Here is a 15,838-nt window from a genome sequence, read left to right as displayed (position 1 = left end):
AAATGAAAGATCATACAATATTAGTCGTTGTTTGTGTAAATAATGAGGAGCTTTTCAAACAATGTGAGAGCCAAATAAGAAACATTTTTGTTCCCCCAGGTTACACAGTACAAATTTTTCCGATACGAGATGCACAAAGTATGGCAAGTGCTTACAACCGAGCCCTTTCATATCCAGCGAAATACAAAGTGTATATACATCAAGATACATATCTTATTAATCGAGACATGTTTTCTACACTTATATCTCTTTTTAAAGAAAATGAAAAGCTTGGTTTAATAGGAGTCGCTGGGGCTCAGTTTTTACCGAATAACGGGATATGGTGGGAAGGGAAAAATTTAGTAGGGAAAGTGATTGAGTATAGAAGACGGAATTATCAATTATTAAATTTAGATCAGGTTTTTTATGGCAATCAACCATTTTTGTCAGTTCAGGCAATTGATGGTTTATTCATGGCAACGCAGTATGATATTCCGTGGCGAGAAGATTTGTTTCAAGGGTTTCACTTTTATGATGTGTCACAGTCTTTAGAGTTTCAAAGGGCTGGTTATTTAATCGGTATCCCAAATCAAGCAAATTTATGGTGTATTCATTACAACGGGGATGAGTTTGATGCGGATACATATGAGAAGTACCGGAAAGTGTTTGTAGAACATTACAAAGATATATTATCTCCATCATAAAGGAGAGATGCAAAGTGAAAGGAATTATTTTAGCAGGTGGTACTGGATCGAGATTATATCCAATAACGAAAGTAACGAATAAACATTTACTTCCTGTTGGTCGGTATCCGATGATTTATCATGCGGTATATAAGCTAAAACAATGCGATATTACAGATATTATGATTATTACAGGTAAAGAGCATATGGGGGATGTTGTTAGCTTTTTAGGGAGTGGTCATGAATTTGGAGTGTCCTTTACGTATCGTGTGCAAGATAAAGCGGGCGGGATCGCACAGGCGTTAGGGCTTTGTGAAGATTTCGTCGGGAATGATCGTATGGTAGTTATATTAGGGGATAATATTTTTTCAGATGATATTCTTCCGTATGTTGAAGAGTTTGCAAACCAAAAAGAAGGTGCGAAAGTGCTATTGCAATCTGTAGAAGATCCCGAAAGATTTGGCGTAGCACATATTCAAAACCGAAAAATAGTTGAAATTGAAGAAAAGCCGAAAGAGCCGAAAAGTTCTTATGCGGTTACGGGAATTTATTTGTATGATTCGAAAGTCTTTTCTTATATTAAAGAATTAAAACCTTCTGCACGGGGAGAACTTGAAATTACAGATATAAATAATTGGTATTTAAAGCGAGGGGTACTTACTTATAATGAAATGAGCGGCTGGTGGACTGATGCGGGAACTCATGCTTCGCTTCAAAAGGCGAATACGTTAGCACGGGATATTAATTTTGGGAAACAGTTTAACGGAGAATAGGTGAGAATATGAAAGTTGTAGAAACAAATTTTACCGATGCAAAATTGTTAGAACCGAGGTTGTTTGGAGACGATCGTGGCTTTTTTTCAGAGAGCTATAATAAGCAGGTGCTAGAAACATTAGGGATAACGTATTCATTTGTACAGGATAACGTATCTTATTCGGCTAAGGCAGGAACGATTCGGGGACTACACTTTCAAAAAAATCCGAAAGCACAAACGAAACTCATTCAAGTTATGCAAGGGGCAATTTATGATGTTATCGTTGATTTACGAAAAAAATCACCGACATTTAAACAATGGAAAGGATATATTTTAAGTGCAGATAACCATCGGCAATTACTAGTGCCAAAAGGGTTTGCACATGGATTTTGCACGCTTGTCCCGCATACTATCGTTATGTATAAAGTAGATGAATATTATAGCGCAGAGCATGACTCAGGATTACTTTGGGAAGATAAAGATTTAGCAATTCCTTGGCCAGTAACCGATCCTATATTGTCCGATAAGGATCAGATATTACCATTACTAGAGGAATATGAAGATAGTTTTTAAGTAGGAGAGTTGTTTATGAATATATTAGTAACAGGTGGGGCTGGATTTATTGGAAGTAATTTCGTTCATTACATGCTACAAAGTTATGAAACATATAAAATTATTAATTACGATGCATTAACATATAGTGGGAATTTAAATAACGTAAAATCTCTTCAGGATCACCCGAATTACTCTTTTGTAAAAGGAGAAATTCAAAATGGAGAGCTATTAGAACACGTTATAAAAGAGCGAGACGTACAAGTGATTGTAAATTTTGCAGCTGAATCACATGTGGACCGTAGTATTGAAAATCCGATTCCTTTTTATGATACAAATGTAATTGGAACGGTCACTTTATTAGAACTAGTTAAAAAATATTCGCATATAAAACTTGTGCAAGTGTCAACGGATGAAGTGTATGGCTCTTTAGGAAAAACAGGGAAGTTTACAGAGAAAACACCGTTAGCTCCAAATAGTCCATATTCTTCAAGTAAGGCGAGCGCGGACATGATAGCTCTATCTTACTATAAAACATATCAATTACCGGTTATAGTAACGCGTTGTTCTAACAATTATGGACCGTACCAGTATCCTGAAAAATTAATTCCATTAATGGTTACGAATGCACTAGAAGGAAAAAAACTACCGCTATATGGTGATGGTTTAAATGTAAGAGATTGGTTACATGTAACGGATCATTGCAGTGCGATTGATGTTGTTCTGCATAAGGGACGTGTCGGAGAAGTATATAATATAGGTGGAAATAATGAAAAAACAAATGTAGAAGTTGTGGAACAAATTATTACTCTTTTAGGAAAAACAAAAAAAGACATTGAATATGTTACAGATCGTTTAGGGCACGATCGTCGTTATGCGATTGATGCAGAGAAAATGAAGAATGAATTTGATTGGGAACCGAAATACACGTTTGAACAAGGATTACAAGAGACGGTGAAATGGTATGAAAAGAATAAGGAATGGTGGAAACCACTAAAAGACCAGTAAGGGGCATGTTAAATGAAAGAGAGGGTTATCATAACAGGAGCAAACGGTCAATTAGGAAAGCAACTATTTGAAGAGTTAGACTCTGAAGAATATGATATATATCCATTTGATAAAAAGTTATTAGATGTGACAAATATATCCCGAATACAACAAGTGGTACAAGAAATAAAACCACATATAATTATTCATTGTGCTGCCTATACGAAAGTAGATCATGCGGAGAAAGAACAGGATTTTGCGTATAGAATAAATGCAATCGGAGCTCGAAATGTAGCGGTTGCTTCACAATTAGTAGGGGCGAAGCTAGTTTATATTAGTACTGATTATGTATTTCAAGGTGCCAGACCAGATGGATACGACGAATTTCATAGTCCAGCGCCGATAAATATATATGGGGCCTCTAAGTATGCGGGGGAGCAGTTCGTCAAAGAGTTACATAATAAATATTTTATCGTTCGCACATCGTGGCTATATGGTAAATATGGAAATAATTTCGTGAAAACGATGATGCGATTAGGAAAAGAAAGAGATGAAATATCCGTTGTAGCGGATCAAGTTGGCTCTCCTACGTATGTGGCGGATTTAAATATGGTTATTAATAAGCTCATTCATACTTCTTTATACGGTACATACCACGTATCAAACAGTGGTTCATGCTCTTGGTTTGAATTTGCACAAAAGATATTTTCGTACGCCAATATGAAAGTGAATGTATTACCTGTTTCAACGGAAGAATTCGGGGCTGCAGCTGCGAGACCCAAATATTCTGTTTTTCAACATAACATGCTACGATTAAATGGTTTTTCACAAATGCCGTCTTGGGAAGAAGGATTAGAGCGGTTTTTTATAGAAACCAAAAGTCATTAACAAATTTCTGTTAATGACTTTTTTGTTTGCCTTTAAGCGGTTTTATGGTACTATAATTATAGTATCAGGTACTAATAACAAGTATAAGTATTTCTGGGAGGATATATCATGGAACTATTACAAGGGAAAACATTTGTTGTTATGGGCGTTGCGAACCAAAGAAGTATTGCATGGGGAATTGCTCGCTCTTTGCATAATGCAGGTGCAAAATTAATATTCACATATGCAGGAGAACGTTTAGAAAGAAACGTTCGTGAATTAGCGGACACATTAGAAGGACAAGAATCACTTGTATTACCTTGTGATGTAACGAATGATGAGGAACTTACAGCTTGCTTTGAAACAATTAAACAAGAAGTAGGTACTATTCACGGTGTAGCACATTGTATTGCTTTTGCAAATCGCGATGACTTAAAAGGTGAGTTTGTAGATACTTCTCGCGATGGATTTTTACTTGCACAAAATATTAGCGCATTCTCTTTAACAGCTGTAGCAAGAGAAGCAAAAAAAGTAATGACAGAAGGCGGAAATATTTTAACGTTAACATACCTTGGCGGCGAGCGTGTTGTGAAAAATTATAACGTTATGGGTGTTGCGAAAGCTTCATTAGAAGCGAGCGTGAAATATTTAGCGAACGATTTAGGTCAACACGGTATTCGTGTTAACGCTATTTCTGCAGGACCAATTCGTACGTTATCTGCAAAAGGTGTAGGCGATTTTAACTCAATCTTAAGAGAAATTGAGGAGCGCGCACCACTTCGTCGTACAACAACGCAAGAAGAAGTTGGCGATACAGCAGTATTCCTATTCAGTGATTTAGCACGCGGTGTAACAGGAGAAAACATTCACGTTGATTCAGGGTATCATATCCTAGGATAAATATAATATTAATTTTTAAAGGACAATCTCTAAATGCTGAGATTGTCCTTTTTATTTGTTCTGAGAAAGAACGATTTTTAACGAAAGTTCTTACTACGTAATGAATATAACTATAATAGTACACGATTTATTCAGCTACGTATGGAAGTGGGAGGGACGAGTGTGAAGAATAAAAATAAAAGTTCAACAGTTGGAAAACCGTTGTTATATATCACGCAAGTAAGTTTAGAACTTGCTGCACCGAAAATCAAAAGGATTATTCTGACAAACTTTGAAAATGAAGATCAAAAAGAGAAAAGTAATGGACATGAAAATATTGTAAGCAGTGCTGTGGAAGAGGTAATAGAACAAGAACAACAAGAAGAGCAGCAAGTGGAAGAAAAAATAGAAGAAGAAAAAGAAGAACACATAGAACAAGAAGAGCAAGAACCAGAACCAGTAAGAACTGTCCCGTATAATAAATCATTTAAGGATATGGATAATGATGAAAAAATTCATTTTTTACTAAACCGCCCTCATTACATTCCGAAAGTAAGATGCAGAATAAAAACAGCTACAGTCTCATATGTTGGATCGATCATATCGTATCGTAATGGCATTGTATCTATTATGCCGCAAAATAGTATGAGAGATATTAGGTTGTCTATAGATGATATCCAATCGATTAGTATGGCCGGTTTTTAAATATGTAAAGGTGGTAGAAAGCTTCTACCACCCCAATAGTTTTTTAGTTTACTTTACGATAGAAACGTCGCGTAAGCATTGAATCGCACAGAAACAGCTTAAATCAACAGTAATGCAAGTAGTTGTAGATATTAATCTTGCATTTGGTACAGCTAAAAACGTACAAATTGGATCGTCACCAGGTGGTACTGGAGAACTGTCACCTAATACTACAGTTAATACACGTAGCACAGCACAGCTATCATCATCTACACTTTCCACACGGAAAATTGGAGATCGGCAGCTAGTAAGGCTTGCTGATGGTGCGAATGCTTCAAAAGGTTCTCCAGTTTTTGTGTATAAAATAAAAGGGCGTGTATTTGCTACTGATGCAGTATTGTGTGCACCTAAAAATGGGATTTCACAACCAGATCCACATGTTGTTGTAGAACAATCTTGTAATTCATTGATGAATTTTACAACGTCAACTACACAATGAGAAGAGCCATGGTGTTTATTTTCGTTACAACTCATTAATGTCACTCCTTATCTTCTTGTTTGTATTTACATTAATAAGATATTGGAGTCGAGGAGATTTGGTCACAATCTCAAGACCTTTTTTTTTAAATAGGCGAAAGAGGATAAGGGAAGGTGAAATTATGCTGTTTACAAGCTGGCTTTTATTTTTTATTTTCGCGTTAGCAGCTTTTAGGCTCACTCGTTTAATTGTATATGATAAAATAACAGCCTTTTTGCGAAGACCATTTATTGATGAATTAGAGATTACGGAGCCGGATGGAAGTGTATCAACGTTTACAAAAGTGAAAGGTAAAGGATTAAGAAAGTGGATTGGCGAATTATTAAGCTGTTATTGGTGTACAGGTGTATGGGTTAGTGCTTTTTTATTAGTTTTATATAATTGGATCCCTATCGTTGCGGAGCCGTTACTTGCATTATTAGCTATTGCAGGTGCAGCAGCAATCATTGAAACGATTACAGGATATTTTATGGGAGAATAATATATTTTCATAATACGAGAAAAAGCGGAGTTTAAAAGAATGAGGGAACGGAAATAAAAAGTTGTTCATATAGTAAATAGACAGAATTGACAGTAGAGGAGATGTTTGCTGTGAGCAATAATCCAAGGCAAAATTCATATGACCTGCAGCAGTGGTATCAAATACAGCAACAACACCAAGCACAACAACAGGCATATCAAGAACAATTACAACAACAAGGATTTGTGAAGAAAAAGGGATGCAATTGCGGGAAAAAGAAGAACACAATAAAACAATATGAAGAATGAAACACTCATGCTACTGTGAGTGTTTTTTATTATGTATAAAAAGCGGTATTTCTGTATTAGAAATACCGCTTTTTACTAGCTAATTTGTGCAACTGTTAATGCTGCCGCACGGATGTCTACAGTTCCAATTAACTCAACTGGCACAATTTGAATTAAGTCACCAGGATTTAAGTTAATAAGAATGACACCACTGGATACATCTACTTCACCAGTACCAATAACGTTAGAACGAACTGCTGTACCTGATCCAGGAATAATATTAGCTGGTGTATTTAATGATAAGAAGAAACGACCAGCTTCTGGTGCAGTAGGTACGTTATCAAGACTAATTGTTAATGTATAACTAATTTGATAAATACCAGCTCGTAGAATTCGAATGCCATCTCCGACACTTACTGTATCGTTGATTACAGGAACAGTAATATTTGGGTTTGGACTTACACTAGGTAATAGTAGTGGTGTAAATAGTGAAGCGAACTGAGGTGCAGAAGCATTGAAAGCAAAACCAAAGGCAGGTAGTGTACTAGCTGGTTTTGCCTCGCAATCGATTTTAGTAAATTCGCAATCAGAAGAGAACATGTTTTTCACTCCTTTATCTGTTTCTACTTTCAGTTAATGAAAAGGACAGGTTCTATGTTCTAGACAAGTTCCCAATTTTAAGAAATTTACATAAGAATACTCTTTAAGCATGGATTGGGTGGCAGAATTATCTGCCACCCAATCCATGCTTAACTCATTATTTAGTTTTAAATAGAAACATCACGTAAGCATTGAATAGCGCAGAAGCAACTTAAATCAACAGTAATGCAAGTGGAGGTTGATATTAGTCTTGCATTTGGTACAGCTAAAAACGTACAGATTGGGTCGTCACCAGGTGGTACAGCGGTACCATCACCTAAAACTACAGTTAATACACGCAATACAGCACAGTCGTCATCATCTATACTTTCTACGCGGAAAATGGGAGATCGGCAACTAGTAAGGCTTGAAGATGGTGCAAATGCTTCGAAAGGTTCTCCGGTTTTTGTGTATAAAATAAAAGGACGTGTATTCGCTACTGATGCATTGTTATGTGCACCTAAAAATGGAACTTCGCAACCAGATCCACATGTTGTCGTTGCACATTCTTGTAGTTCATGTATAAAACGAACGACATTCGATACACAGTTGAAATCACACTCATGTTGATGATCTTCATTACAATTGCAGCTCATTATGTTCACTCCTTCTCGTGAGTTCTGACATACACTATTACAATATGAGTGGGATATGGCTGATATTACGTTAATTCTCACGATAAAAACAAGGAATTTATATAGGAGGGATGTACATAGCGTGATATAAAAAAAGACATCCTTATTTAGTGGATGTCTTTTCAGGTAAATCTTTTCGCACAGTATATAAAAAACGAGATATATCTAATTTCTTTCCTCTGAAAAATTGCGGAGAAGAAATGTAAAGTTCTTCTTTCGCACGTGTAATGGCGACATACAGTAACCGGCGTTCTTCTTCTAACGCTTCAGAAGTTTCCGTAACACGATCATTTGCATCTTTTAAAGAAGAAGTATGGGGCAGGATTCCATCACTCGCTCCAAGTAAAAAGACACATGGAAATTCAAGGCCTTTTGCGTTATGAATTGACATAAGTGAAACGGCATCTTTTTGCGGCATTGTTTTTAATGCTTCCATTTCTTTTTGACCTTGAATCGCCTCGTCGATAAATTGTAAATAAGCTGGAATATCGGTGAAACGAGTGGCAGACTCCATTAATTCTTCCAACATTTCTTCTTGTATGTCTTTATGCATTGTAAAGGAAGAACGATCGTTACTTTGCAAGTACTCTAAATATTTTCCTTTACCATGAATGATTTCTTTTAATGCTTTTTTCGGTTCTAATTCTTTTATAAATTTAATAAAATCGATGCGCTCATTTACCTTTTTCACTTGAAAAGGTTTTAAGCTTGGATTTAATAGTAAGAAATGAAGAAGAGAAGGGAAGCGCCCCTCACCATATTTCCATTGTTCACGTTCAATAAATGAAATACAATCATCACGTCCGATATACATCGTCGGCAATATGTTTGAAAGTGATTCTAGTCGAAACGGCTCAATCACAAGTCGTAGATGATCTAATACAGGCTTAATTAAAGAATGTTCATAAAATGATTGGCTCGCTCCATGTTTAATAAACGGGATTTTATGAATGGTAAGCTGATCAAGTAACGAACGACTTACAGAATGTGTGCGATATAGTAAACAAAAATCTTTATAGTTTCGTTCACCGCTATCTACTTTTTCTTGAATGAGCTGCAAAATTTGATTTGCTTCATCAAGAGTTGTAGCAGGTCTTGCATAAAAAGGTTGTACACCTTCTTCACGAACGGAGTATAGCTCTTTATCAAAACGTTCTTGATTTAATTTTATAACTTCATTTCCAAGCCCGACGATAAAGGGATTGGATCGATAATTCGTATTTAGTGCAATGATTGTTGTGTTATCAAATTCTTTTGGAAAAGATAAAATAATTTGGTGACTTGCTCCTCGCCAGCCGTATATCGCCTGGTCGTCATCACCTGCGATAAATAAATTATTTCTTGGCGTGGCTAACAATTTTACAATTTCATATTGTGCATAGGATGTATCTTGAAACTCATCTACTTCAATGTAGTGAAAACGTTGTTGTAATTGAGTTAGTAAAGGAGCATTATTTTCTAACATATAATATGTTTCCAATAAGATGTCATCGAAATCAATATAATTGTATCTTTGTTTTACCTCTTCAAAACGTTCGTATACTTCTTTAAATTCTTGTTCGACTGGTGTTTTCGCTTTTACATCTTTCGGACGATTTAATTTGTTTTTCTCAAGTGAAATCATCGCGAGCATCGTTTCCGCATCGTAATCGTCTTTTAAACGCAATTCTTTTAAAATTTTTTTTATCATAATTTGTTTATGTTTTTCATTTGCTAAAATTTGCTGATTATACCCTTGACTACGAAGCAATTTTAAGAAAACAGAGTGGAATGTACCAGCAACAACGTAGCTACTTGCTGCATGATTCATACCTGGTAACTTCGCAACACGACTTCGGATTTCTTCAGCTGCTTTTTGTGTAAATGTAAGTAATAAAATATTTCGTGGATGAACTTGTTTTACATTTACTAAATAACCAACGCGAGTTGTTAAAACAGATGTTTTCCCGCTTCCGGCACCAGCTAGTGTAAGAACAGGACCTTCTGTTGTGCGCACGGCTTCTAATTGTTTTTCGTTTAAAAAAACATTTTGTTGCTCGAGAGCGCGGAAATAAGCCGCATCTACATCTTCTTCCATAATTAAATGGGTAGATGTTTTTGGAATATGAAATGTCGCACGCGGAATATCAGCGTGTGTTAACGATTTTTGTGAAAATTTTTCTTGTGTCATATGTTCACCTTCAAAACTATAGCATCAACATTTAACTTTAGCGGAAGAAAAAGAAAATAGCAATGTAAAAAAACAGGAGGGGTCACCTCCTGCTTTCAAATTACAATTCTTTTATCATTACGACGTGCGGGATATTTGCTTCCATAAATACATCAGAACTTGTTACATATCCAAGTTTTTTATAGAAATCTTCAGCATGTGTTTGAGCGTGAAGTTTCAATTTCGGTAGCGAATTTTCTTTTGCATACGCTTCAAGCGAATCCATAACAATTTTTCCGATGCCTTTTTTACGATGGGAATTTAGCACGCAAATGCGTTCCATTTTTCCGATACCATCAAGGGTGCGAAAACGTCCAGCACCAACTGGAACATCATTGTCATATATAACAACGTGTGTTGAAGTTTCTTCAAACTCATCGTACTCTTCTTCAGCAGAGACACGTTGTTCATTTACAAACACTTGTTTACGTACAGAGAATGCATCTCTTAGTTGTTCGTCCGTTTGTACAATCTGTGCGTGCAAATTAGTTGTTCCCCTTTCCAAGACGGAATGTTTCGTGTACAGTCCATGTTCCATTTTCTAATTGATATAGAAGATGGAAACGATCAATTGGTTGTTCGTAATAGAAATCTTTCATACGTAATCGGCCCAACACATCAGCATGCTCTGCATCTGATAAGCCTTGTCCGATTGTTAAATGAGGTACGAAAGCATATTCGCGTTCTTGCGTGAATAACCCGCTATGCATTTCTTCATTTAAGAAAGTAAGTTCAGGTGTTTTTTCTACTTTAAAGTAAAGGACGTTATTAACAGGTGCGAATGAACCAACTTTCCCAACATGAAGGGTGAAAGGGTTCGTTTTACTTGCGATTGTATGTAACTCGTTTACAATCGACTCTAATTGTTCATCTTGCGCCTCAAAGGGTGTTTTCAATGTAATATGTGGCGGAACTAATGCGTAGTGCGGGTCATAACGTTTACGCAATCCGTTCGCTTTATCTTGAATCATTTTAGATGGAAAAATTACAATGCCTAATTTCATGTTCCAATTCCTCCCTTTGTAAGTCTAGTTAGATTTTGAGATAAATAAATCTCTTTATCTATTATATCAAATTATTCTGAATACTGCTCTCTATTATTTCATTGATAGAATATGAGAGAAGGCTTTCGGTAAATCAGTCTGCCAATATTTCCAAGTATGATTGCCTTCAAATTCCTCGTAATGCGTGATGAAGTTTCTAGCTGTAAGAAGCGTATTTAACTCACGGTTCGGCCCTACGAAATCAGATACTTGTCCATCAGTACGCTTTACAGCCGTTTCTTCTGTACCGATGACGTGATACAGTTCTAATGCCTGTGGATCTTTGAATTCTTTTGCTAAGTTCATCACTGTCTCATCCACAAATGGTGATTGCATAACGACTTTACCGAATGTATGCGGATACATAATTGCAGTCATAAAGGAAACTGTTCCGCCAAGAGAATCACCAATTAACACACGACCTTTCCCCATTTGGTACGTTGGATAATTTTCATCAATATATGGTGCAAGCTCGTGAGCAAGGAAACGAATATATGCAGCATTTTTTACTTCATTTGGGAAATATTTTTCTTTACGATCATGTACATTTTTATATGGAATACCGACAATAATTGTACGGTCAATTTCTTCGGTTTCACGAAGGCGCTCAATTACACGGTGCGCTTTACCGAGCTGAAAATAATCTCTACCATCTTGTGCAATTACAACTGTATGTTTGTGCAGTGGTGTGTAATTTACTGGTAAATAAACGAGAAGTGTAACGTCTTCTTGAAGTGATGCGCTATAAAATGAAATTTCTTCAATTCTCCCTATTGTTTGACTCATGTAGATCCCCCTAAATAAAAATTTACTGTAACGATTGTAAGAGCGACGCTTGTAGTGAAAAGGAAAGAAATATTCACTAATTGGTGCCTTAATTTCTATTTTACCATAATGGTACGAAGAATCTAAAAAATTAGTATTTAAGTTACGAAAGAAAACGGATATAATGAAGTGGGATTTTTGACAGGTGAGAGGGGAGACAGGATTTGAAACAAGAAAAATCAATCGCACTACCATTGGCTATTTCTATAATTGCCATTTCCTTTGCAGCAGTTTTTGTAAAGATGTCCTCAGCACCATCTTCAATATTAAGTATGTACCGCTTATGGATTATTGTACTTATTATGCTGCCTATCGTATGGAAAAAAAGAGAGGAATTTAATAAGATTCAAATGAAAGATTGGGGCTTTTTAATTGGATCTGGTTTCTTTTTAGCACTTCATTTTCTTTTATGGTTTGAATCTTTAAAGCATACAACAGTTGCTAGTTCAACAATTATTTTGGCACTTCAACCGATCGTATCTTTAGTTGGAGGTTTTTTTCTATTTAAAGAAAGAACAACATATTCAGCCATTGCAACGATGGGAATCGCTATTTTAGGAGTAATGTGCATTGGTTGGGGAGATTTAGGTTTAAGTAAGCAAGCAATTTATGGTGACATATTATCCTTTCTAAGTGTAATAGCAGTTGTCGGTTATTTATTTATCGGGCAAACGACAGTGAAGAAAGTATCACACTGGATTTATAGCTTTACAGTCTTTGCGTGCGCAGGTCTTTTTATGGGGATTTATAATGTCATATTACAAGTACCCTTTACAGGTTATACGAAGTGGGATTGGACTGTTTTTCTTTTACTTGCGGTTGTGCCGACAGTGTCACATGTAATTAATAATTGGCTGTTAAATTATGTGAATGCAACGACAATTTCAATGAGTATTTTAGGAGAACCTGTTGGAGCATCTATACTTGCGTTCTTCTTACTTGGAGAAAAATTAAATGCAATGCAGATTATCGGTAGCATGCTCGTATTGTTTGGTGTATCTGTTTTCTTACTGCAGCAACAAAAGCGAATAGCAAAAAATGTCGTAAATGAGCCAGTGTATACACAGGAATTATAATGTTGGAGAAGAAAAGAGAAGTTATGATACTTCTCTTTTTGTTTTATAGAAATGCGGGCGTAGAAGGGGGAGGAAAATGGAAGAGATAGTAAAGAAGTATATGAATAGATTTACAACACTAAGTGAAGAAGAGTAGCAAATGATCCTCAGTGAATTACAAATTGAAGAATATAAAAAAGGAACAGTATTCCTAAGACAAGGAAATGTTTCGTTAAAATGTTATTTTGTATTAAAAGGATGCGTTAGGCAACATAGTATAGATCAAGCAGGGAAAGAAGTTACATCAAATTTTTATACAGAAGAACAGGCAATTTCGAATTTCAACCATCATAAACAAGATAAATCTTCATCTTTTTTTATTAATCTTGTAAAAAGTAAAAACTCAAATATTGAAATCAAGTAAAAGAGTGGCTACGAAGCCACTCTTTTACTTTGGATTTGTCATATAAGGTTGTACATGAATGACACATAGGTCACGGAATTTGCCTTCAGCAGTTGTGACAATTACGACTGCTTTACCTGCACTTTTTCCAGTAATCGTTACGGTGTCATCTTTTGGATATATGGTGATGATATCAGAATTCATATTTGACCAAATAAGCTCTTTATTCGTTGCTTGTATTGGTAAAATGGAAGCTGATAACACAATGTTTTGTCCCGTTTTTATTTTTAATTTATGTTTTTCCATATGAACACCGATGACTGAAATAACAGAAGGAGCAATTGAAATTTTAGGCGGATTAGGTTGCATGTTTAAACAAGACGCAGAAGTATTTGTGATAGGTGAAAATTTTCGTGTTTGTTGTTGCTGGAAAGCTGCTAACATGTTGGAGTCCCCTTTCTGTATAAGTGCTGATACTCATACTATAAAGGAGTAGTGTTATGTTAAATTTAACGAAACATAAAGAATTTGTTAAATTTGATAAGAAGATTGTCGAACTGTAAAAAATCTCTGCTGTTATGATAACAGCAGAGATTTTTTTATAAATTATGAAGATGTTGTTTTTCGAAATCCTCAAATTGCTCTTCAACTTCTTTTGAAGGTTGTGTTAGTAAACTAACAATTACGATGGCTAGTAAACTAATAGCGAAGCCTGGAATCATTTCATATAAGAAATCTTTTAAGAATTTGAATTGAGTCCATATAATAACAGTAGCGGCACCAGAAATCATACCGACAAGTGCGCCCCATTTCGTCATACGTTTCCAATATAAGCTTAATAAAATAGCAGGTCCAAATGAAGAGCCGAACCCAGCCCAAGCGTATCCAACAAGAGCTAAAATTGTATCATTTTGTTTAAATGCTAAAGCGCATCCAACTAATGCAATAACAAGTACAGCCATACGACCGACAAATACAAGCTCTTTATCAGAGGCAGAGCGTTTAAAGAATGTACGATATAAGTCTTCCGTTACTGCACTTGAAGTAACGAGTAACTGAGATGAGATTGTACTCATAATCGCTGCTAAAATAGCGGCTAATAAGAATCCAGTAATAAGTGGATGGAATAAAATTTTTCCTAGTTCAAGGAAAATTGTTTCCGGGTTAGATAATGTTAACTCTTGTTGTGAATAGTAAGCAATACCGATAAGACCAGTAAACATAGCTCCGACAACAGAGAAAATCATCCAGCTCATACCAATTCTTCGTGCGCTTTTCAGTTCTTTTACGGACGAAATCGCCATAAAGCGTACGATAATATGAGGTTGTCCAACATAACCAAGCCCCCATGCGAATAAAGAAATCATTCCTAAAGTAGAGGCACCTTTAAAAATATCTAAACGTGTTGGATCTACAGAGCGGATTGTATCAAATGCAGGTCCAAGTCCATTCGAATTCATAATTGTTACGATAGGAACAAGAATAAGAGCGACTACCATAATGATTCCTTGCACGAAGTCTGTCCAACTTACTGCTAAGAACCCACCAAATAATGTGTAAGCTACAACAACGCCTGCAACAATGAATAATCCAACGTGGTAGTTCATACCAAATGAATTTTCAAATAATACAGCGCCTGAAACTAATCCTGAAGCTACATAGAAAGTAAAGAAAATCATAATAACAAGTCCAGATACTAAACGTAGCATATGAGATTTGTCGTGGAAACGGTGTTCCAAAAATTCTGGAATAGTAATAGAGTTATTTGCAATTTCTGAGTAGGTACGTAAGCGAGGAGCAACATAAAGCCAGTTTGCGTATGCGCCTAGTGTTAGGCCGATCGCAATCCAACTACTACTTAATCCAACGCTAAACATTGCACCTGGTAATCCCATTAAAAGCCAACCGCTCATATCGGATGCTCCAGCACTTAATGCCGTTACTGCGGGGCCTAGTGTACGCCCGCCAAGCATATAATCTGTTAAGTTGGACGTTCGTTTATAGGCGAAATAGCCGATTACTAACATCCCGAGCATGTAAATAGAGATTGAAGTTAAAGTTAACATCTGCGTACTCATGAAGTTCCCCTTCCTTTTGTCATGTCTTTTGATGCGTTAATACCTGATTGATTAAAGTTTCACTTTATAATCTATCATGATTATTCTGAAAAATCCATATAGAAATACGAATTTTCAGAAATGTAAGCGTTTTTTGATGTTATTTTACTTTTTTAATATATAATATTCATACAAAAAACCTTATTTTTAATAGAGTATTTATTATATTTACATAAAAAGAGGTTGTTTTGTCAATATAATATTGAAAGGAAAGAAAAATAAAATTTTTTAAAAAGTATTGA

Annotated in this window: 19 protein-coding genes and 1 pseudogene; 11 read left to right on the top strand and 9 right to left on the bottom strand. The window is 35.8% G+C overall.

Annotation, left to right across the window (positions count from 1 at the left end; all coding sequences use genetic code 11):
* Nucleotides 1–2 precede the first annotated feature (2 nt).
* The 7 genes from EBQ15_RS17270 to EBQ15_RS17240 all read left to right on the top strand — a co-directional run bounded on the left by EBQ15_RS17270 (nucleotide 3) and on the right by EBQ15_RS17240 (nucleotide 5,406).
* On the top strand, nucleotides 3–683 hold the full coding sequence (locus EBQ15_RS17270; RefSeq protein WP_000651520.1) for a glycosyltransferase family protein: 681 nt from the start codon (nucleotides 3–5) through the stop codon (nucleotides 681–683).
* 14 nt (nucleotides 684–697) lie between these two features.
* On the top strand, nucleotides 698–1,435 hold the full coding sequence (locus EBQ15_RS17265; protein WP_000676160.1) for a sugar phosphate nucleotidyltransferase: 738 nt from the start codon (nucleotides 698–700) through the stop codon (nucleotides 1,433–1,435).
* A gap of 8 nt (nucleotides 1,436–1,443) precedes the next feature.
* Nucleotides 1,444–1,989, top strand: a complete 546-nt coding sequence (gene rfbC / locus EBQ15_RS17260; protein WP_000869413.1) for a dTDP-4-dehydrorhamnose 3,5-epimerase — start codon at nucleotides 1,444–1,446, stop codon at nucleotides 1,987–1,989.
* Between the two features lie 15 nt (nucleotides 1,990–2,004).
* Nucleotides 2,005–2,976: a dTDP-glucose 4,6-dehydratase gene (gene rfbB / locus EBQ15_RS17255; RefSeq protein WP_001024171.1), complete on the top strand. Its 972-nt coding sequence runs from the start codon at nucleotides 2,005–2,007 to the stop codon at nucleotides 2,974–2,976.
* Between the two features lie 12 nt (nucleotides 2,977–2,988).
* Entirely contained in the window at nucleotides 2,989–3,843 is an 855-nt protein-coding gene (gene rfbD, locus EBQ15_RS17250; RefSeq protein WP_000664648.1) for a dTDP-4-dehydrorhamnose reductase, read from the top strand.
* A gap of 108 nt (nucleotides 3,844–3,951) precedes the next feature.
* Nucleotides 3,952–4,722, top strand: coding sequence for an enoyl-ACP reductase FabI (fabI, locus tag EBQ15_RS17245; RefSeq protein ID WP_000421886.1), 771 nt, complete (start codon nucleotides 3,952–3,954; stop codon nucleotides 4,720–4,722).
* Nucleotides 4,723–4,863: 141 nt separating this feature from the next.
* A complete protein-coding gene (locus EBQ15_RS17240) occupies nucleotides 4,864–5,406 on the top strand; it encodes a spore coat CotO family protein (protein ID WP_001999361.1) in 543 nt (180 codons plus the stop codon).
* Nucleotides 5,407–5,454: 48 nt separating this feature from the next.
* Here the strand turns inward: EBQ15_RS17240 and exsY are convergent, their stop codons facing one another.
* On the bottom strand, nucleotides 5,455–5,919 hold the full coding sequence (exsY, locus tag EBQ15_RS17235) for an exosporium assembly protein ExsY (RefSeq protein WP_001277740.1): 465 nt from the start codon (nucleotides 5,917–5,919) through the stop codon (nucleotides 5,455–5,457).
* Between the two features lie 125 nt (nucleotides 5,920–6,044).
* Here exsY and EBQ15_RS17230 point away from each other — a divergent pair, with 125 nt between their 5' ends.
* Both EBQ15_RS17230 and EBQ15_RS17225 read left to right on the top strand, forming a co-directional pair.
* A complete protein-coding gene (locus EBQ15_RS17230; protein ID WP_000899662.1) occupies nucleotides 6,045–6,404 on the top strand; it encodes a DUF1360 domain-containing protein in 360 nt (119 codons plus the stop codon).
* Nucleotides 6,405–6,505: 101 nt separating this feature from the next.
* Nucleotides 6,506–6,691 (top strand): hypothetical protein, encoded by a 186-nt coding sequence (locus EBQ15_RS17225; protein ID WP_033682795.1) that lies wholly within the window; start codon nucleotides 6,506–6,508, stop codon nucleotides 6,689–6,691.
* A gap of 75 nt (nucleotides 6,692–6,766) precedes the next feature.
* Here EBQ15_RS17225 and exsF read toward each other — a convergent pair whose 3' ends face one another.
* From exsF to EBQ15_RS17195, 6 genes are all read right to left on the bottom strand, one after another.
* On the bottom strand, nucleotides 6,767–7,270 hold the full coding sequence (exsF, locus tag EBQ15_RS17220) for an exosporium protein ExsF (protein WP_000492942.1): 504 nt from the start codon (nucleotides 7,268–7,270) through the stop codon (nucleotides 6,767–6,769).
* 167 nt (nucleotides 7,271–7,437) lie between these two features.
* Entirely contained in the window at nucleotides 7,438–7,905 is a 468-nt protein-coding gene (gene cotY, locus EBQ15_RS17215; protein WP_001277719.1) for a spore coat protein CotY, read from the bottom strand.
* A 142-nt stretch (nucleotides 7,906–8,047) separates the two neighbouring features.
* A complete protein-coding gene (locus EBQ15_RS17210; RefSeq protein ID WP_000191160.1) occupies nucleotides 8,048–10,114 on the bottom strand; it encodes an ATP-dependent helicase in 2,067 nt (688 codons plus the stop codon).
* A 100-nt stretch (nucleotides 10,115–10,214) separates the two neighbouring features.
* Entirely contained in the window at nucleotides 10,215–10,637 is a 423-nt protein-coding gene (locus EBQ15_RS17205) for a GNAT family N-acetyltransferase (RefSeq protein ID WP_000543307.1), read from the bottom strand.
* Nucleotide 10,638: 1 nt separating this feature from the next.
* Nucleotides 10,639–11,157, bottom strand: a complete 519-nt coding sequence (locus tag EBQ15_RS17200) for a YjcG family protein (RefSeq protein WP_000765863.1) — start codon at nucleotides 11,155–11,157, stop codon at nucleotides 10,639–10,641.
* 93 nt (nucleotides 11,158–11,250) lie between these two features.
* Nucleotides 11,251–11,982 carry an alpha/beta hydrolase gene (locus EBQ15_RS17195; protein ID WP_000084008.1) on the bottom strand — a complete coding sequence of 244 codons (732 nt, stop codon included), beginning with the start codon at nucleotides 11,980–11,982 and terminating at the stop codon, nucleotides 11,251–11,253.
* Between the two features lie 203 nt (nucleotides 11,983–12,185).
* Here EBQ15_RS17195 and EBQ15_RS17190 point away from each other — a divergent pair, with 203 nt between their 5' ends.
* Complete coding sequence (locus tag EBQ15_RS17190; protein ID WP_000806934.1) at nucleotides 12,186–13,097, top strand: DMT family transporter; 912 nt, start codon at nucleotides 12,186–12,188, stop codon at nucleotides 13,095–13,097.
* 76 nt (nucleotides 13,098–13,173) lie between these two features.
* Nucleotides 13,174–13,446: pseudogene (locus EBQ15_RS17185) on the top strand (Crp/Fnr family transcriptional regulator); the annotation flags it as partial.
* Between the two features lie 78 nt (nucleotides 13,447–13,524).
* Here the strand turns inward: EBQ15_RS17185 and EBQ15_RS17180 are convergent.
* Together EBQ15_RS17180 and putP are read right to left on the bottom strand one after the other, a co-directional pair.
* Entirely contained in the window at nucleotides 13,525–13,923 is a 399-nt protein-coding gene (locus tag EBQ15_RS17180; protein WP_000878733.1) for an Ig-like domain-containing protein, read from the bottom strand.
* A gap of 155 nt (nucleotides 13,924–14,078) precedes the next feature.
* Nucleotides 14,079–15,557, bottom strand: coding sequence for a sodium/proline symporter PutP (gene putP, locus EBQ15_RS17175; RefSeq protein WP_000107213.1), 1,479 nt, complete (start codon nucleotides 15,555–15,557; stop codon nucleotides 14,079–14,081).
* Nucleotides 15,558–15,838: the final 281 nt, after the last annotated feature.

This window comes from Bacillus sp. 2D03 (genome assembly GCF_003946765.1).
GTDB lineage: Bacteria > Bacillota > Bacilli > Bacillales > Bacillaceae_G > Bacillus_A > Bacillus_A cereus.
This window is presented reverse-complemented; position numbering and strand designations above follow the sequence as displayed.